Source organism: Conexibacter sp. CPCC 206217, from assembly GCF_030646165.1.
GTDB lineage: Bacteria > Actinomycetota > Thermoleophilia > Solirubrobacterales > Solirubrobacteraceae > Conexibacter.
In genome coordinates, this window is record NZ_JAUTDO010000014.1 from 95,666 (window position 1) to 114,481 (window position 18,816).

14 protein-coding genes are annotated in these 18,816 nt (G+C 69.3%); 2 read left to right on the forward strand and 12 right to left on the reverse strand.

Features of this window, described 5'->3' with window-relative positions; translation table 11 throughout:
- Positions 1–224: 224 nt before the first annotated feature.
- The 8 genes from Q7L65_RS26000 to Q7L65_RS26035 form a co-directional block, all read right to left on the reverse strand.
- The gene (locus Q7L65_RS26000; protein ID WP_304726138.1) at positions 225–1,487 is read right to left on the reverse strand and encodes a hypothetical protein; all 1,263 of its coding nucleotides are present in this window, start codon (positions 1,485–1,487) and stop codon (positions 225–227) included.
- A complete protein-coding gene (locus Q7L65_RS26005; protein ID WP_304726140.1) occupies positions 1,484–2,044 on the reverse strand; it encodes a hypothetical protein in 561 nt (186 codons plus the stop codon). Before Q7L65_RS26005 ends, Q7L65_RS26000 begins: the two co-directional genes overlap by 4 nt.
- Positions 2,041–4,356 carry a type IV secretion system protein gene (locus Q7L65_RS26010; RefSeq protein WP_304726141.1) on the reverse strand — a complete coding sequence of 772 codons (2,316 nt, stop codon included), beginning with the start codon at positions 4,354–4,356 and terminating at the stop codon, positions 2,041–2,043. Before Q7L65_RS26010 ends, Q7L65_RS26005 begins: the two co-directional genes overlap by 4 nt.
- On the reverse strand, positions 4,353–6,791 hold the full coding sequence (locus Q7L65_RS26015) for an ATP-binding protein (protein ID WP_304726143.1): 2,439 nt from the start codon (positions 6,789–6,791) through the stop codon (positions 4,353–4,355). The genes Q7L65_RS26010 and Q7L65_RS26015 overlap by 4 nt, the downstream gene beginning before the upstream one ends.
- Positions 6,788–7,495, reverse strand: coding sequence for a hypothetical protein (locus tag Q7L65_RS26020; RefSeq protein WP_304726145.1), 708 nt, complete (start codon positions 7,493–7,495; stop codon positions 6,788–6,790). Before Q7L65_RS26020 ends, Q7L65_RS26015 begins: the two co-directional genes overlap by 4 nt.
- The gene (locus Q7L65_RS26025) at positions 7,492–7,833 is read right to left on the reverse strand and encodes a hypothetical protein (RefSeq protein ID WP_304726147.1); all 342 of its coding nucleotides are present in this window, start codon (positions 7,831–7,833) and stop codon (positions 7,492–7,494) included. The genes Q7L65_RS26020 and Q7L65_RS26025 overlap by 4 nt, the downstream gene beginning before the upstream one ends.
- On the reverse strand, positions 7,830–8,612 hold the full coding sequence (locus tag Q7L65_RS26030; RefSeq protein WP_304726164.1) for a conjugal transfer protein: 783 nt from the start codon (positions 8,610–8,612) through the stop codon (positions 7,830–7,832). The genes Q7L65_RS26025 and Q7L65_RS26030 overlap by 4 nt, the downstream gene beginning before the upstream one ends.
- A 296-nt stretch (positions 8,613–8,908) precedes the next feature.
- A complete protein-coding gene (locus Q7L65_RS26035) occupies positions 8,909–9,229 on the reverse strand; it encodes a metalloregulator ArsR/SmtB family transcription factor (protein WP_304726149.1) in 321 nt (106 codons plus the stop codon).
- A 351-nt stretch (positions 9,230–9,580) separates the two neighbouring features.
- On the opposite strand from Q7L65_RS26035, the gene Q7L65_RS26040 reads away from it, so the two are divergent.
- Positions 9,581–9,970: a hypothetical protein gene (locus Q7L65_RS26040; RefSeq protein WP_304726150.1), complete on the forward strand. Its 390-nt coding sequence runs from the start codon at positions 9,581–9,583 to the stop codon at positions 9,968–9,970.
- 284 nt (positions 9,971–10,254) lie between these two features.
- Here Q7L65_RS26040 and Q7L65_RS26045 read toward each other — a convergent pair whose 3' ends face one another.
- From Q7L65_RS26045 to Q7L65_RS26060, 4 genes are all read right to left on the reverse strand, one after another.
- Positions 10,255–10,758, reverse strand: a complete 504-nt coding sequence (locus Q7L65_RS26045; RefSeq protein WP_304726151.1) for a hypothetical protein — start codon at positions 10,756–10,758, stop codon at positions 10,255–10,257.
- A 122-nt stretch (positions 10,759–10,880) separates the two neighbouring features.
- On the reverse strand, positions 10,881–14,126 hold the full coding sequence (locus Q7L65_RS26050) for a DUF6531 domain-containing protein (RefSeq protein WP_304726152.1): 3,246 nt from the start codon (positions 14,124–14,126) through the stop codon (positions 10,881–10,883).
- Positions 14,127–15,269: 1,143 nt separating this feature from the next.
- The gene (locus Q7L65_RS26055) at positions 15,270–15,770 is read right to left on the reverse strand and encodes a hypothetical protein (RefSeq protein WP_304726154.1); all 501 of its coding nucleotides are present in this window, start codon (positions 15,768–15,770) and stop codon (positions 15,270–15,272) included.
- 200 nt (positions 15,771–15,970) lie between these two features.
- Complete coding sequence (locus Q7L65_RS26060; RefSeq protein ID WP_304726157.1) at positions 15,971–16,423, reverse strand: hypothetical protein; 453 nt, start codon at positions 16,421–16,423, stop codon at positions 15,971–15,973.
- Between the two features lie 1,020 nt (positions 16,424–17,443).
- Between Q7L65_RS26060 and Q7L65_RS26065 the strand changes: the two genes are divergently transcribed.
- Positions 17,444–17,581 (forward strand): hypothetical protein, encoded by a 138-nt coding sequence (locus tag Q7L65_RS26065; RefSeq protein ID WP_304726161.1) that lies wholly within the window; start codon positions 17,444–17,446, stop codon positions 17,579–17,581.
- Positions 17,582–18,816 lie beyond the last annotated feature (1,235 nt).

An 18,816-nucleotide genomic window follows, 5' to 3' on the forward strand; every position in this document is an offset into this window, starting at 1 on the left:
GAGAAGAGATGTCGCCGAGCACCCACCCGCCGAGACCCCCGACCCGGTCGGCGATCCCGGCCACTCGCGCCGAGCGGCAGCACGAACCGGAAATGGCCGTCTGCGACCCAAGCGCGAACCGGGCAGCGAACCACCAGTGCGAACCGAACCGCGAACCGGGGAGCGAACCAGGGCGCGTACCGACGCGCGAACGACGACCGGCCTGCTCGTGGCGATGCCGACGGTCAGCCATTGTCGCGTTCCGGGCCGAAGACGTCGATCCACGAGGGCGGGAAGTAGCTCGTGCGCGGCGCGTTCTCCGGGCCGCCCGGCGACGCCGACGTGTTCCACGACAAGTGCAGGTGCGGCGGGCACGGATACGAGCAGTGCGCCGGATCGCCGTGCGACGGATAGCCGTTGTAGAAGACGCCGCGAAACGGTGCTCTCGCACACGCGGGCGCGACGCCGGAGGCGGCGCAGCTCTCCTTCCAGCCGGCAGCTCTGGCGAGCCGCATCGTGTTGGTCCAGTCGCCGTCGGCGGGGACGATGTCCAGGCCGGCGCCGATCGGATGCTCCCCCGAGGCGGCGTGCCCGGACTCCTGGCAGGCGGTGACGCGCTGCTTGTAGCGGCGCATCAACGCCACGACGTTGCCGACGATCCGCGCATCGCACGAGATCGAGGGACCGAACCCTGGCGCGATCACCGACGCCGGCAGCGGCGCAAGCCGCCGCGGTGCTCTGGCGCGCACGACCGGGCCGAGATCGACACCGCCTACAGGCGGTGTTTCTCCACCTTGCGAGCATCCGCCGCTCACCAACTCGGGCTGCACGTCGCTGCGATCCGGTCTCGCCCCGGCAGGGGAACCGTCGCCGTGGAAGCCGTAGGCGACGGCGCGGGCCATCACCTGATCGGCGTAGTTGGCGACCCCGTCGGCGCAGGCGCCGTAGTAGCGGCAGGCCGCCTCGCGGTACTCGGCATAGCTGCCGCCGGTGGCCGGCGCGTCCTTGGAGAACCGCAGGACGCGCGCGGCGCCGAAGATCGCGTCGGCGGGGTCGTTGACGTCCTTGTCGCCGTCGCCGTCAGCGTCGACGCCCCACCGCTCCCACTCGGTCAGCTCCGAGGTCGACGGGCTGCACGGGCTGCCACGCCGCATCGCGATCTGCATCGGCCCCGCGCAGCCGTAGCCGTTGTCACCACGGCACATCCCGTGGTCGCACTCCTGCGCACCGATGCTCGCGAGGAAGGCCCAGTCGATCCGGTAGCGGCGCCCGGCGGCCTGATAGAGCCGCAGCCGATCCGGCGGGATGTCGCGCCGCGCCGTTCTCGACGGGGCCGCGCCTCCTGCGGAGGAGCCGCTGTCGGCGCCGAGGCAGTCGAGGTCGCTGCCGCCGATCGCGAGCATGATCGCGACGACCGACGCGACGATTACCAGCAGCGACGCGAGCGCGACCAGCAGCGCGAGCCGCATGCCGCGCCGCTCGAACGCCGACGGCGCCCGCCGGCTCACGACCCGCTCCCGATCGCGGTCACCACGAGCCGGCCGTCGCGCACGCCGACGAGCAGCTCGATCGGATACGCGACGACGTCGCCGTCAGCGATCCGGGCGCTCACCTGCCACGCGCGCGCGTCACGTACCCGCGCGCCGACGTGGACGCCGCGCACGTGCGGGCGGCGTCGACGCGCGGCGGGCGGCACGCGCAGCCGCGTGCGCGCGAGCCGTCGCGCGAGCTGCGGCGAGGCGCCGTCGATCCGACGGCCGGACGCCCGCCCGTACAGGTAGGGCAGGTAGTCGGCGAGGAAGCGCCGCGCCACTTGACGCAGGCGCCGCTGCGGCGCTCGCGCGGCCGGCGGCGCCGGCACGCGCGGCGGCGACACGATCAACGGCGGCGGCGATGTCGAGGTGGTGGAGGTCGTCGTGGTCGTCGGCGTGGTGGACGGTGCCGGCGTGGGGTCGTTGGCGGGGCGTGTCGCGCTGAGCGCGACGGCGGCCAGCAGCAGCACCGCCGCGGCCAGCGCGAAGCGCCGCTGGCGCGCACGCTCGGGAGAACGCGGTTCGCCGGTCATGGCGTCTCGCTCCTGTGGCCGGGTCTGCGCGGCTTCGACACCCCGCCCGACGGCGCGGGTGCTCTCGGCGGGCCGCCGATGTCGCCGAGCTGCTCGGCGTCGCGGTGCAGGCGCTGCGCGTCACGGTGCAGCCGTGCCGCGTCGGTTCGCAGGCTCGATGCCAGCGGGCTGTCGCTCGCGGGCTTCGACGCTCTCTCGGGCGCGGGTCTGTCGGCTGGCGCCGGCCGCTCGGCGGCGCTGAAGCGCGGCGGCTCCTGCGACGCGACGGGCGACGGAGCCAGCGGGGTCGTCGGGTCGGGCGGCGGCGGCTTCGGCCGCTGCGATCTCGTTCCGGCTGGCTCGCTCGTGGCTTCGGGCTGCTCGGCCGGTTGCGGTCGCGGCGCCTCGCGGCGATCAGCCGTCGCCGGACCCTTGCCGCCGGGGCGGCGCTCAGCGGCCGGCCGCTCGGTGCTCTCAATGGGCCGTGCGGTCTCGTCGCCGGCACCGCCTGTAGGCGGTGGTCTCGGTCGCGCGCGGTCGGGCGCGACCGAAGCCGGATCGGCCTCACCGACGGGTGCAGCTCTGCCAGTGGCGGTGCTATCGGCGCCGTCGGTGTCGCGGGCGGGTCGTGTCGGTCTGCCGGCGCTCGAGGATGCCTCCTCGTCAGGCTCGGGCAGCGGTCGCGTGTGCGGGCTCGGCGGCGGCAGCTCAGGCACGGGCCGCGGTCTGCGCGGAGCTCCGTCGTGCCCGCCCGTCCCCGGTCTTCTGCGCGTGGCTCTGGCCGCCGCGCCGATCGTGCGTCTGGCCAGCCGGGCCATCGCATAGCCCACGCCGACACCGGCCAGCAGCCGTGCCTCGTCGCGCTGACCAGTGGTGCCGGTGACCGCGGTGCCGAGCTGGCCGACGAGCTGCTTGCGATTGAGGAAGACGGCCCAGTAGAAGACGGCCTGCAGGCCCCATGCCATCAGCCAGCCGAGGTTCGCCGTCGCGTCCTGCAACGCCGCTGAAACAGCGAGCAGCACGGCGAGGATCAGCGCGTAGAACGCCTTCTTGATCAGGAAGGTGGCCAGGCGTGTGAGCCAGTCGAGGAAGAACTGGTGGCCGCGGCCGGGGAACGTGCCGATCACCAGCGCGACCGGTGCGAAAGCGAGCAGCAGCAGGACGAGGACCTGCGCGAGGATGACCGCGACCGCGAGCGAGCCGAGCAGCAGGAACGCGCCCAGCTCCCCGGCGAAGATGACGACGGCGAGCCCGAGCCGTTGGTACTGGCCGCTCTTGCCCATCGCCTCCGCAGCCGGCTTGTCAAGGTCGGAGAGGCGGTAGGTGCCGTCGTCCTTGCCGGGGTCCTCGTCCGGGAGCTTGCTGCTATCGCCGTCCTTCAGCGCGTCGTACTCGGCGTCGCGCTGATCGGACTCGGGACTGAAGCGCAGGAAGTGCGGCGCGTACTTGAGACGGTGGTTGACGCAGGTCTTGCCGGCGTCGGCCTGTATCTCGGGGCTGGTCGCGAGGCGGCGGGCGAGCTGTGCGTCGCGGCCGGGGTCGGGTGAGAGCGGCCGGACCGCGGCGTCGGCGTCGTCGCGGACGCAGTGCTCCAGGCCGCCGAACTGCAGCACGACCCAGGGCTGGTAGACGAGCAGCTCGAAGAGGTGGTCGCTGCTGTCCTCCTTGGCCTGTTGCTCGTCGCTGACGCTGCCGTTGGAGGAGAGCGACAGGAACGCGACGGAGACCTCGTTGGTCCAGTGGCTCGCGGTCCCGATCGTGCGCTCGGGCTGCGTGACGAACGCCAGCGCGATGACGATGTACAGCAGCGACAGGCCCAGTGCGGAGGCGGTCTCGGTGTAGCGGCGGCGCACGAGCGCCTGCCACATCGACCACACCCCCGCCAGCAGCACCGCGAGCGTCAGCCACGGCCCGCCGAACACGTCGCGGTAGATCGACCGGACCGCCTCGGAGACCGGTTGCAGCGCGCCCGCGCCGCCGGTCGCGTCCGACCCGTTGACGAGGTCCAACGAGAACGCGAAGGTGAACAGCGTGATGACGGCGCTCGCCAAGAACGCGGTCAACTGCCACAACACGCTCGCCAGCAGCCACGCGACGGTCGGCGCGATCCCCGACACGTCGACGCCGGAGAAGACACCCGCCTCGACCGCGCTGAAATGGTGATCGAGCGCGTAGTTGCCCAGCGGGTAGGCGTCCATCAACGCGCCCGCCGGCAACTGGGACGCGGGGCCGATGTTGCCCCACACGTCGACCGCATCGGCGACCGGGTGGGCGAGCAGCAGCAGGCCCGCCGTGCCGGCCGCGATCGTGGCGAGGCGTCGGCGGCGGCTCATGCGCCCGCCTGCTCGGGGGTGGTGTTGAAGGCGTGCAGCAGCTCCTCGAAGACGACATCGATCTGCGTCTCGCCGACGCGCCCGTCGAGATCGCGCAGCAGGCACAGCCCTCTGCGATAGGACCGCACCCGCGCCACGAGCCCACGATCGTCGGGGTCCAGGCCAAGCAGCTGGAGGCCCTGCTTAGCCTCAGCGTCGGAGTCCTGGCCGAACAGCAGGAAGGTGCCGATCAGGTCCGAGAGGTCGCCGAGGTCGTCGAGGCGCTGCGTCGCCAGCAGCACCGTCGCGTTGAACGCGCGCCCGAGCCGCACGAGCCGGTTGATCAGCGCACGCCCCTGCGTCGAGGACAGCAGGAACCACGCCTCATCCAGCACGATCACCTTGTGCCGGCTGCGATCACCGGACACGAGCCGCAACGCAAGCGCCGCGACCAGAGAGAGCGTCGCGACCGAGACGCGCTCCGCGCGCGTCCAGCTCTCGCGCGTGGCACGCGGGTCCGGCAGCGTCAGGCCCGGTGCGCGGATCGTCGTGACCGGTGCGGCGGCGGTGCCGAGGTCGGTGCGGCTGCCGTCGCCGAACCCCAGACGCCCCAGCCCGAAGTCCGCGGCGACCTCCAGCGCGTCGGCGACCTCCTGAGCGGCCGGGTGGTCGACGCTGCGAAGCTGGCCGATCACGGCCAGTGAGCTGCGCTCGCCGCGGCGTACCAGCTCGCGGACCGCGCGCTGGATCTGGTTCTCCCACGACGGCGGCGGATCGCGCAACAGGTCCAAGTAATAGGACGAGGCGAGTTCTTCGCGGAGGTCGTCGAGGCCGATCGCCAGCGGATCCAGCGCGCCGCGGTGCTGCTCAGCTCCCGAGAGCTCCAGCACTTCGACGCGGCCGTCGAGCTGGCGGATGCGGTCGAAGCCGTGGTCGGGCTTGGGATCGAAGTCGACCACTGAGGAGCCGCGCCGCTCGGCCGCGTAGGCGATCGTCTGCGCCGCGACCGTCTTCCCGGAGCCGAGCGTGCCGGCGAGCAGGACGGCGGACGGCCGCGACTGTCTGGAGGCGGCGGTCGGGTCGTGCTTGACGGGCCGGCCGCCGGCGCCGCCGGTGATGCCGAGATAGATCCCCGAGGCGGAGCCGATCTCGGTCGTGCCGGTCGCCATCAGCGCCGCGAACTGCTCGACGGTCAACTGGTTCGTGTAGTCCGGGACACCGGCGCCGACGCGCAGGAGGTGCTCGGCGAACAGCCACGACTGGATGCCGCGAGGTCGGTAGAGCCGCAGGTCGCCGAACTGATCCTGCAGCGCGGTGACGCGCCGCTCCAGCTCCTCGCCGTCGGGGGCGCCGATCGCGAACCCGAGCGAGGCGTAGAGCATCGGCGGGTGCGCCGAGGACTGCAGGACGGCCTCGTACTCGCGCGCGAGGTAGCGGTCCTCCTCGACCAGCAGGCCGGGGCCGCGCGTGTCGCCTTCGGTCTGCTCGCGGTAGACGTTCTCGACGTCGGTGATCCGCCGCCGCACCTGCGCCAACGCGTCGCGGTTGCCGACCCACCGCGCATGCAGCACCGCATCGACGCTGAACGGGACCGCCTCCAACGGAGCGAACAACAGCTCCGCGGCCGGGCCGGGGAACTCGGGCTCGTCTGCCAGCTCCCCGACGCACAGGAACGCCTGGTGGGAGTCGCCCTGCTCGCTCTCCGCGACCAGGCGGGCCGGGCCTGTGCGCGGCTCCAGCAGCGGCGCGTTGCAGCAGCGCCACAGATCATGCTGCAACGGCTCATACGCAACCCCGCCGTCGGTGCCAGTGACCACGAGCGCGTCCGGCCGCCAATGCGGGTCCAGGACGGGTTCGCCGATGCCGCGCAGCTCGACGCGGCGCAGCAGCCACTCAAGCTCGCGGGTCGTCGCGCGCTCGCACGCCAGCACGCCACGCAACTGCTCAAACACGCGCTGCTCAGCCACGGCGAGCCCGTCCAGCTCGACGCCGCTGATCGGCTGCGCCGCGGCCACCCCGGCGAGATCCTCCACCCGCAGACGCGCACGGTCCACCGACCGCACGACCCCGCGCGCGAAGCCCTCCACGGCAGGCTCGCCGAGCGAGACGACGGCGTACAGCTCCGGCGCGTGCGCAGCGAGCTGAGAGAGGCGGCGCTCGTGACCGTGCAGGTAGGCGGCGAACGCGTCGGCGTCCTGGCCGCGCGCGTCCAGCAGCGCCGTCGTCTCCTCCACGTACCGCTCGGCCGGGTAGGCGCGCGAGACGCGGTAGAGCGAGAAGTCGGCACCGACGACGGTCGCCCACCGCTCCAGCAACCTGAGCTGGCGCCACTTCTCCGCAGCCGGCAGGAACGGGTAGGAGACGAGCCCGAGCCGGAACACCGCGGCCGGCTCGCCGCCCCGGCCGAACAGCAGGTTCTGGCGAACGTAGCGCAGCGGGAACCGCACCCCGGTCACGGCCGCACCTCCAGCCGCTCGCCGGCACCCAGCTCGACCCGCACGACCGCACGCGATCGACGGCCGCCGAGCTGGCCGCGCACGCGCCGCACGCCGCGTCGGCCGCCGCGGCGCTCGCGCAACGCGACCGGGCGAGCAAACCGCACCAGCGCCGGACCGAGCACCCGGCCGCGCCGCAGCTCCGGGCCGTGCGCGTCGGGCGCGACGGCCACGACGCCGGCAAGCTCGCCGGGGGTCGTGTCGAGCAGTGGGCGGCTGAGCGTGCGGCGCTCGGGTCGCAGCTGCGCCGCGATCCACGAGCGCGCGAAGCGGTGCGCGGCACGGCCGTCCGGCGTCGCCTGCGTCGCAAATGTCGCCACCACCGCCGGCAGCACCAGCAGCCGCAGCGGCCAATCCAGCGTCGCCAGCATGTACCCGATCACCTGGGTCGCGCCGAACGTCGCCACAGCCGCGACCGCCGCCGTCGAGCGGCTGCCCAGCGCGAGGGCCGTCGCTGCGACACCGAGTCCGAGCAGGACGCTCAGCAGCGGCGAGCGGGCCGCCAGCAGCAGGACCGCCAGCAGCGCGAGTGCCGCGTACCCGAGCCATCGCAGCGGCACGCCGCCGGGCACGGGGATGCGGTGGCCCTCGACGGCGAAGACGCGCCGGTCGGGCTTGAAGATGCGCTGGTAGGAGCGCACCGGAGCGCGATCAGCGGGGCTCATCCGAGCACCTGCCGACCGATCGCACGAGCGGCAGCGGCGATCTGATCGGGGCTGAACACCAGCCACGCCACCACGACGGCCGCCAGCAGAAAGATCCCCAACTCCGTGTAGCGCCGGTTGATGAGGAAGACCAGACCGACGATCGCGACGATCCCGCCGTAGATCTGCGTAGCGGTGCCCTGCAGCAGATCGCCGATGTTGCGCCCGACGTCGTTGCCGCTCTGCGCCACCGCCTCCGGCGCCAAACACAGCAGCAGCCCGACAGCGAGCGCCAAGGCAGCCGGCCACGGCCGCAGCCGCAGCGGCGAACAGGTCGAGGAGTTGCGCGGGGCGCTCATGAGCGCGGCCCGCCCGCCACGCCGGTCACGTACCAGCGATCACGCCGCTGGACGGTGATGCGGAATCTCTGCCGGTACGTCGCCCTGGACGGCAGGTCACGCACGCGCGCCGTGACGGCAAGCTGCATCCCGCGGGCGGGACCGCCGCCGAGCCGACCGACCTCCTCGACCGACTCCAGCGACAGCCCCGCACCGATCGACGCGACGTGCACGCCCGGAGCGAGGAAGTACGCCAGACCGGGCGCTTCCGTGCTCTGGAGATAGGCGCGCAGGAAGCGCTCAACCAGGTCCCCGACGGCCACGCCGTCGGGGCCGGCGAGCGGGATCGCCTCCGGCGCCGCTGCGGCGCCGAGGACGGGTGGTGCGCTGAACGCGGGCAGGTCATAGACGACCAACCCGCCCGCGTCATCACGAGCGACCGGCACCGTCAGGTACCGCGAGCGCCCGTCGCGCAGCAAGACAGCGACGGTGATCAGCGCGCGGGACTCGCCCAGGGAGACCTCCCGCGCCACCGTCGCATCAACGACCTCAGCCCCTGGGCTGCGCGGCGACACCACAGGCGCCGCCTGGTCGCTCAAGCTCCGTGCTGCAAACCGCGACAGCCGCGCCACCTGCCGCTCGCGTTCTCTCGGCGCGACGGCGACGTAGCTGCGCGCGAACGCCGCAGCGAACGCCCGTGCCTCACCGTCGGGGAACTGCGGCTGGCTCGCTCGGATCGCTGTCTGGGGCGCGGCCGGCTGGGGGTCGGCGAGGATGTCGCCGATGCCGCGAGCGAGCACCAGGGCCAACCCGGCCCACAGCGTCGCGCGGCCGGCGTTCCGCGCAAGGCCACGGCCACGCGGAACGCCTCGAAGAATCGAAGCATTCACTTACAACACCCTCCGAAAGAAAGAAGTGGGCGATCAGCAGCTAATTGAGTGACTGCCGATCGAGTACGCCACCAGTTGTAAGCGACCTCGCAAGCTGTGTCTACAACTATGCAAGCACTCGCTTGCATAGTTGTAGTGCGAGCTGCTTAACGCGCTGCGCCCGTCCGCATCGCGGACGGGCGCGGCCGACTCCAGATATTCCGACGTTAGGCGGTCCGGTGCTCGGACTGCTCCTCTCCGACGAGCGCGCGGTGTTGATCCTCGACTTGGGCCAGCGCCGAGGCGGCGATCTGCTCCACCAGCCACAACGCGGTCCAGTCGGCGAGTATGTAACGCATCCTCGTCCCTTCTCTCGTGCGCGCGACCAATCCCGTCTGGTAGAGCGTCGCGAGATGCTTCGACGTGTTCTGATGCGTCGTCATCAACCGGTCCGCGAGCTGCTGTACGGTCGCGCCGCCCAGTTCGTCGAGCGCCCACATCAACCGCACCCGCGTGGGATCGGCGATCACCCGCAAACGGGCAGTCACGACCCCTAATGCCTCTTCAGAGACCGGACGTGCCGCCCGCCTCTGTCCGCCACCCGCACGAGACCTCGCCGATGGCGCACCGTCCTCGCTGCGTCCTGGCATCACCTCAGCCAACCTCCTTGCCGTGCTGCCCCCTGGCACCGACGACAACGCCGCTCCCGCCTATCAAAAGCTCCCCAAGCATGAAAGCAACGTGCCAACATCCGCCCAAGCTTCTACCCAGCCACGGCAATCGTCTACAACTTCGCAGGCACATAGTTGCGATCTCCCTTTCATAGCTCACCAAACCTCGCAAACATCGCGACCGTCTGATGCTCTGATCCTCCTGCGACGAAAGTTCGCCCCCCTGAGATGCCGCAACACGATCCGCAACGCTACGAGACCTACGCCGACTTCCTCCTCGCCGACCCGCGGCGCGATGGCGACGCCCTTGAATGCGGACACGACTGGCTCGACAACGACAACGTCCGCTATCGCGTCTGCTGGTACAGCGCAACAGGGGAACTCACTCTTGAGCGCCTCTCGCGACCACTCGCACTCGAACTGGAAGACTTCGCCGCGGGTATCAGCGGCCCGATCGAGATCCTCGCCATCCTGCCAACCCGCGCACGCATGGAGCGAGTACTCGGCACCTGGCCACAACTCGCCCTTCTCCGCTCACGGCGAGTCGCCGACCTCCGCTCACAAGTCACCCTGCGCCCAACGCTGCGCCTCGTTCACGGAAACGCACAGGCAAGGTAGGCCCCGACCGCCAACATCCGCTCGCGGCCCGGCCCCCACCCCAGCAGCATGAATGGGCCAGTCGCAGGCGCCCACGCGAGCGTCACGCAAGCGCCGGCGCCCGCGGCCGCCGCGGCGAGTCCTTTAGGCGCGTGTTCAGACCGTGACGACGTAGCGGGTTGTAGACACCAACAACACTATCCGTTCCGCGCCGGCCCCGCCGCTGGCGGTGCGGACGCCAACCTCAGCGGGATCCGGTCTGCGGGAGGTTCCGGCATGGCGGAGCGCTCAGAACGAGCGTCCCGTCATCTCAACGCGTACGATCTTGGCTGTCCGCCGTCGGTCCAGTAGGCGGTGTGTGAGGTCAACGCCAGGGAGAACGGTTCGATCGTTTGGCTCGAGGCGACGACTTGGGGCTGAGCGCCGGGTGCCCACACCCACATGTTGTACCCGTCGGGCGTCGATCGCAGCCACGACGCCCAGCCTCGTGCGTTTACCGCGAATCCCTCTGCACGGCGGACGTAACCGACCGGGGACTTTCTCAATGTGGTTCGCCGGATTCTTCTCGTCCGGCTGTCGTAGACGATCACATACCCGACGCAGTACGGGTTGTCGGGCATCCGCGTGTCGCACGTGACGGTCTCGTCGGCGACGAACCGCCCGGAAAGCTGCGAAGCGAACGGCGTGAAGTCCTGGCTGAACAGGTAGACCCCGCGCTGATTTCCGCGCGCGCATGCGTAGTAGCCAGCACCGTCGTTGTCGACGGCCGGCCCCTTGACCACCTTCACGTACGCGTCGGCGAGCAGCACATGATCGTTGCCTGCACATCTGACGACCTTCGTCCTCGCCGGCGCGGACGAAACGAACGCCGAGCAAGGCGCTGCGGCGGCTACGCAAGCAGCCACGGAGAGAAACAGGTTACGGCGACTCATCATGGGTTCATGTATCTCATCGCGGTGTCATAGGCGTCCCGCTTCGCGACGTAGCCGGGACGGTCGAAATCTTGGCACGTGCCATGCACGCCCCCCTCGTCCGGTCTTCCCCCGACGAGGCCGCTGTCGAACTTCTCGGTCTGCGGCGGATCGTCTCTCGTCGTCGGATCGATCGGCGGCGCGCAGAGCGAGTAATAGTACATACGTGTGATGTTTCTGCGGCGCTGCACGAGTCTCCCGAAGAGATACTGCACCTCGGCGGCCTGGCTGGGCAACGTGTTGCGGAAGTTGCCGGCTCTGGTGTCGCCTCTGTCAACGCGGCTGCCGACCTCCGTCAGCCAAATCTGGCGGCCCTGGACGAGTGCACGGCCGAAGAGATCTGTACCAGTGGCCTTCCGGGAGTCGCGCGTGTCGTTCTGCACGTCGGTGTACGGGTGAAACGCCCAAATGCCGGGGAATCTGAGGCCTTCGTTCTCTCTTCGACTGAAGAGCGTGAGGAGCGCTCTTCTGTAGGCCAGCAGATACCGGTGGCTCGGAGCGCCCGTCGAGACGGGCGGTCTGCTCTGCGCCAGCTCTGCCGCCAGAACGGTGCACTGCGTTCTTCTGCCCGCAGCCGCGCGAGCTCTGATCCAGTTTGCGCAGACCTGGGTAGCGGCCAAGGTGTAGTACGCCGCGCGAGCGGCGCCGCCGTGTTTGGTCAGCAGTACGGCGTCATCAGGGGTCGCGCCTCTGCCGCCTCTGGTTACGAGGGGCGTATGGAGCGGCTGTCGCTTGGCGTTGGGCTCGTTCCACGACGATATGACGTGCACGGCAGAGAACCGCTCCAAGAAGTCTCCGATGTACTGCTTGTAACGGGCCAACGATGGAATCCGCACCGACGGACGGTCCGGTCCGGTGCAGGCGGGACAGGTTGCGAGCTCGAAGGAGACCATGAGCTCCGCCGGATCGCGGTCTCTGGTCCCGCGTACGACTGCCTCGTAGAGCGCGCTGAAGTCGTCGTACTCGCCGGGAAACTTCAGCTGTCTCCTGTCACCGGTGAAGTGTCTGCCATCGACGGTCTCCATCAGGTTGTATGGCAAGATGCGGCGGTAGTACTTCGTTCTCAGATCGATGGCGTATCTCGTGTCCAGCCAGTCCGGTGAGCTGAAGTCCTGCGCGATCCCGAAGCGCACTGTGTGCGGCGCTGCGGCGAGGGCGCTCAATGCGAGCGGCGTCACCGGCTCCGACAGCGCGTCGTCACCGCCTTCGGTGTCGCAGTAGATCGGAGCCTCGACGCCGTAGACCGCTTCGCACGGGGCCGTCGACATGACGTGGGTTGGATCGGGATCTGTCTCGGTGAGGTCCTCCGGGATCTCACCGTCCGACGTCCAGCCGTTCTCGGGTACGAGGACCCGGAAAGCCTGCTCCCGGCGGTTGCCGGCCGTGGTCGTCGCAATCACGCGAACGACGTGCACACCCGGTCCGACATCGTTCGTGTCGAGCGTGTACGTGTCCGAGAAGGAAGTCGGGCAGCCGCTCGCGCAGTTCGCCACCACGCCGTCGTCCTCCTCGCCGTCGAGCGTGACCCGCACCCGCTCGATCCCGTCGGGGGAGGTCGCGGAGTAGCTCAGCGTCGACGGGCCGTCGGGCAGCGCTCTCTGCGGCAACGACGTGGTGCCGGCATCGAGGAGGTCGCCGGCGAGCATGAGCGACGGCGGGACGGCCCCGATCTGCGCGCCGTGGCCGAACAGCGCGCGGTCGAACTGATGGACCGCCGTCTTCTGACCCGGTGTCGCGATCGTGGTCGAACCTGGATCCCAGGTGTACGTCGTGGCAGTACCTGGTGTGCCGTCGGCAGCGAGCGGGGCGAGGGTCTGAAGGGCTCCGTTGGAGTAGTAGCTGAGCGTCATGCCACTTCTGTCGGGCAGCGTGATGCTGGCAAGGCGCCCGTTGGCGTCGTATCTGTACGTGGTGAGTGCACCAGCGGCATCGGTGTATCTGAACAGATGGCCGTTCGCGTCGTAGTCGTAGTGGCGCTGGTCGCCGAATTGATCGGTGACGGTTCGCATCTGGCCGCTGCCATCCCAGCTGAACGTCGCTGCGTCGTCCGCCGAGTCGTTGAGCGCGCTCAATCGCCCGGCCGAGTCGTACGTCGCCGAGACGCCGTCATCTGAGGGATACCAGCGTCTGACAAGCCGCAGTCTGGTGTCGGTGACGTGCTCGAAGAGCCACTGCTCGTCCGAGTCGTCAAACGAGAGCGTCATCGTTCTCGCCGACACCTGCTCGGTGAGGGTCGCGTCGTCAGAGCGCCATGCTCCGAAGCTCCCGTACGGCCGCCGGAAGACAGAGTCAACACCTGTCGGCCCGTTCAGGATGACGGAACTCTCGGCCGCGTTGTGCTCGAGCGTGACCGTTCCAAAGTCGCCGCGCCATCCTCTTCCGAACGTGCCCGGCGCACTCGCGTCGTCGAGGCTGTTGTAGGCGCGCGTCACGGCCAGCGCGTCCCCCGTGCCGCCGTCTCCGAAGTCGTCGTTGGTCAACACGACGTTGCCGTTACCAAGATTGACGCTCAGCTCGGACCCGTCCGACAGGCTTCGGCGCTCGTATGAGTAGGCCGCCTCGTCTAGGCCCGTGCGCATGCGGTACCGGATGCTCACCGTTCTCGGCGATATCGCGACCCCTCTATACGCTTCGTCTGTGACCTTGAGAAGCAGCCCCTGATTCTGGCGACCGCCGTCGAGCCACCCTGCTGCGAGGCGGCCGATCGGGTAGTTGATGGTCGCCGTCGTCCCCACGCCGCCTGTGACGTAGATGGAGCGGGTCACCTCGGGAGCGGTCTCGTAGTCGCCTCCCGGAGTCGTCCAAGGCGTCGTGCCGTCCGAGGTAGCCCAACTCGGTCTGCTGCCCAGGGTGCGCGTCAGCGAGAAGAGACCCACTTGCACGACGGCGTCCATGTTGTCGAGCACGCCGAAAGAGAACGTTCCGTCGATCGCCTGCGCTCCTCGCGGGATGCCGCCGATGTTCGGCAGCATCACCGCTCGCTCCACACTTGCGATCTGCCCCGATTGGTTTCGGGACGGTCCGATAGAGAAGACGGACGTTCCGCACGAAGAAGAACCACTATAAAAGCCGTTTCTGAGCCGACAGGCGTTGTACGTCGTCGTCTCGACGCTTTCGGCGTGGGCGGCGGCAATCGGATGCGCAAGCAGCACGACCACCGTGAGCAGACCGCACAGCACACGTTGAAGGGCAACCCTCTGTGACATCTGAACACTGCGCAACCCGCGACCCAATGGGTCGCCATTCATCCCCACAATAAAACTCAATTCCAGCCCCTTATTGACGAGCGTCGTCGCGCCAGGCTAAATCAGCGTTGATAACTAGTTTTCAACACGGTCAGCGCACCCACGTTTCTCGAGTCCGTATGTCAGGCGACCGACCTACGCGGATTCGAATCCCATATATAGATGGACGCGATGCCCTGAGACCCCCTCCGCGTCGGAGACCGCCCCCGTACAGTTCGCCGCGATCCTCCGCCCCACTTCGACATCCTGCTCTCTCGCATCCCGAACCGCCAGACGCGCCATCACCAACTGAGGCACCTGACAGCGGGCGCCAACACGTCGGGCGCTGGCGTCGTGCCGCTTCAGATCGCGGGCCGCTAGCGGCCACCGCGCGCGTATCATCCGGCGTGCCTGGATCGATCCCTTTGCTGGACGGGCCACGGTCTCGTCATGGCAGGCGCGAGCGCCTCACTCAGGCAGCGTCGGGCGCTGGCGACTAACCGGCGGACCGCACGCCCGGTCTGGCTGGGGCGGGCGTCGGTCTCATCGTCGGAGCTCGCTCCCGCTCTTCCGCGTCTGCCTCTCGCGCGTCTGTTGCTGCCTCTGTTCAGGCGTCTGGCCCGCGTCGCGGCAGCTCTCGGCGCGGCGCCTCGCGGACGAGGCCGTCGGGGTCGCTCTGCGCGGAAGCGCCACGCCGTCGCCCTCAGCGACCAGCAAGCCCTTGCCGATCAAGTAAACGGTTGAGTGCATCGTCGGCTTCGCGATCCCAGTCGTGGCGGAAATCTGCGCGACAGGCGCGCCCGGGTTTCTAGCGACGAATGCGAGAATCGCTGTGCGATTGGCTCCGCGACGAGCGCTTCGCGCTGCAGGTCTGGGCGGTCTAACCACTTGTGCGACGCGCGGTCGCCCGCCCGGTGCCGGTCTGGAGCTGGCACCAGGCTCCATCAGGACGGCGCGGGCAGCCTGGAGCAGATCGGCGAGCTGTCCATACATCCAAGCAACAGGCGTTCAGAGATCGGGTTTCCCCGGCCGCCTATCGATGTCACGACGGACTCAGACAGGCTGGGGCGCGGATCGCGAGGCTGCCGGGCGAGCGCGCCCGGCAGCCCCGCGGCGCGAGCATCGTCAGGCGCCGACGCAGTTGTCCTTAGCGGCGTCGGAGGGGACCTGCGCAGAAACCTGCCGACGCTCGCCACCCAGGGTGAAGGTGATCGTCACCGGCAGCGGTCCGCGGCGGGCTGAGCGGAACACATACGTGTTGCCCGCGACGGGCAGCGCGCGCTGCTTTCCATCGGAGTAGACGACGGTCGGCTCCTGCGTGCCGTCGGGCAAGACGCCGTAGATCTCGATCGAGTCCGCGGGCAGCCCGGGAGCGCAGATGATCGACTTGGCGTTGTCCCCACTGACCGCCTGCTCGTTGTCGACGCATCCGGCCTCGAGGCCGTCACTGCTCGAAAAGCAGATCCCACCCTGCGCTGGGGTGAGATACACCTTGGCCCCGTCCGCTCGAGTCAACGCGAGCCGAGCAAGCGCAGCGTTGGCGCCGCGGGCGGCGCCGAACGGCTCCGGCGCCGTGCGATCCTCCGCCGTGCCCTTGCGCCGGAAGACGGCGAAGCGCTCCAGCACAGCGGGATCAAGGCCTTCTGCACGGGGCGGGGGAGGCGCATCCGGTCTCAGCTCGTGGATGTTGGGCCCCGTCGAAGTCGCCGCTGGGACCGGCTCGTCGTTCGATGCCGCGAGCGCGATCGTCGTGCCCCCGACGACGCACGCGACAAGCGCTGCAGCTATCAGATAGTTACCCCGTCGCATCGAACTGCCCCTCCCGTTCACACGCATCTGTACCCCTGCAGATAGGCTGTTCCCTGAATCGTATGTGTGAAATCGCTGTCGTTGCCGGCGGCATAGCGGATCCCGAACGGATTTCCTCCGCTGCACTGCACCCAGGTGGCGATATCGCTGTAGCTGTACGCCTCTCTGACGTCGCAGCGACGGCTCACCGTTATCGTGTCTGCCTGGTTCGTGACTCTCTGACAGACGCGGATTCCCGGCGTCCCGTAGTAGTACGCGCCGTTCATATCGGCGTCGTTGAAGTTGTACGAATTTATGACCGGACATTGCGAGTGCGCCGGAGTGGCCGCGTAGCAGTACGCGGCTTCGCTGGGCGTGGCGCCGACGAGTGCCGATCCCATCACGACCAGAACCATCAGCGCGCCGACGAGCGCGCGAGAGGCAAACTGCGACACTGACGACCGCACGACGTTCGCGGCAAACATGTACATAGACCCCATGCTCGAAAGCCCCTGTCAAGCGCTGCAAGCGGCAGACGCTCAACCCCTGAACGACCCTGTCCCTGAGAGGATCGCCTCGTCGGAACCGTAGCCTGCGAGCGTCTTCGCGTCAAGATCGACCCCGGCGTCTTGAACGAGGATCGTGTCCCATTAGCCGGTCACGCCCTGGGACAACACCGCTGGCGCGCGTGGCAGTGCCGGTTCGCCGTCACCGTGCTGGCTGCACGAAGGCTCGCTCGGGCTCTTTCTCGCGACACCAGGCGCCGGAAGACAGTCTGCGCGCCCAGGTCGGCACGTTGCGATCCTGTCGCTCACATGGCGAGGCCGCGGGATCACCAGCCGTTTCCCGCCACCGGCTTGCTCGGCTGCAACCGAGCATCGATGTGTCCGGTCATAGCGGTCTGGAACCGCCTCGCGCGCACATTCCATCGTCGTAGACTGGCGCGGCCCTCTACTCGAAGGAATGCCTTGAACAGGACGCTGATTGCGCTCGTCGCCACCATCGCAACGCTCGGGGCCACCTCGACCACGGCTGGCGCAGATCCGATTGCGCACGCGTCCGCCGTCTGTGCGGACTTTCCCAACCAGGCAGCCGCGCAAGCCGCAGCGAACACGCGCGACTCCGACGGCGACGGCATCTACTGCGAGAGCCTTCCGTGCCCGTGCTCGTCAGCCGCCCCTGTACCAGTCCCTGCGCCCATTGTCCCGGTACCCGTCCCCGAGCCCGCCCCTGTGCCGGCTCCTGCGCCCGAGCCCGCCCCTGAGCCAGCGCCGGCACCCGAACCGACGCCCGATCCGGTCGACACGCCCACGTGCACGCTGATCGGCAACGTGGTCGAGATCGGAATCAGCAAGACGAGATATCCCGCCGTGCTGAGACACATGCGAGCCGCCATCGCGAGAGGCTGGCCGCGAGTGCTGCGCATCAATCGCGTCGGCGCTGACGCTCGACGGGACCGCGCGGTCAAAGTGCTGCCGACGAGACGCGGATTTGACCGGGACGAATGGCCAATGGCGTTCGCCCGCAGAACGTGGAGAGCAGACGTGGCCTACGTGCCGTCCTCGCAGAACCGCGGCGCCGGCTCCTCGATCGGGCTCAAACTGCGGCGCTACTGCGACGGGCAGCGCTTCCGCGTCATCGGCTACTAGCGGGCGTTCGCGAAATGTGTCGAGAGAAGACCAGCCGCATCGCCTGCTTCGTTGCGGTCCCGCTCGTGTGCGGCCTCACGCTTTCGACCGCGATGACCGCGTCCGCGGCGACCAAAGTGCGAACGTGTGGGGAGGCCGCCGGCGGTGCAGCAGCCAACGTCACCGCCGAGAACATGGTGTGTAGACCAGCACGTGCGGTCGCACGCGCGATCGTGCTCGGGCTCCCAGGCGTCCGTTGTGCCACCCGGAACGGAGTGGGCGGCGCGGACCCGTGTCGCTGGCACGGCTTCACGTGCCGCACGACGCTTCGGACATTCGAGGCCCGCATCCGATGCGTTAACGGGAATCGGCGAGCGGCGTTCACCGTCCGTCTCGGCCCGTCGAGCGGCGACCAGTCGGAGTAGCGGCGATTGGACCCCGCCTGACACGGACTCCGCGCTCGAACGAACGCCCCCGCCAGGGGTCGGGGGGCGTTCGCGGTGTGTTGAGCGGCGCTCGCGATCGGGGGCTGCGAGCGCCGCCGTTAGGATCGCAGCGCCGGGCGACAAGGGCATCCGCCGTGCGGTGGATACGCCGGCCGTGCGCCTTCAGCATCTGCCTTTCGCGACCGTGTATTCGATACTCACGCTGCGCGTGGAGATCGGTACGTCGGCTGCTCGGTGGATGAGTCCTTCACAATCGCTGGCGCTGACGATCCCGGACTGTTTGTGAGAATGCCGGCAGGCATGGGAGACGTGAGCATCGGGTGCGCCTGCCGGCAGCTCATGCCGCGCACTTTGAACTTGAGCTGCTGGTCCCCGTTGACTGGGACGCTCACGGCGACTGGTTCCTTGCAGTTTTTCCAGCGGAGAGCCGGGAGAGCTGGTCCGCACGGTTCGCTCCCGCCGCCGCCGGAGCCGGCCGGCAAGCCCGAAGCGCGAGATCCCGAGCGACTCTCGGCGGGACGCGCGAGGTCCAATATCGCTCGGATCGACGTCACTGCCGTTGTGGGGGTAGGCGCTCGGCCGGGCCAACGGCATCGGGTAAGGGTCGGGTGGCCGCGACACAAGGAATCCAGCCGAGGTTCCGCCCGGGACTGGTAGCAAGCAGCAGCCCGCCACAACAGCTGGCCATGCGATCGCGAAGCCTACGAGGCACCTGTCGCGAAGGACGAGGCGGGCCGGCTCACCCCTTGCCGAGGCGGGTGAGCGAGCCGGCGATCTGCAGCATCTGGTCGTTGCTGAGCTTCTTCTCGA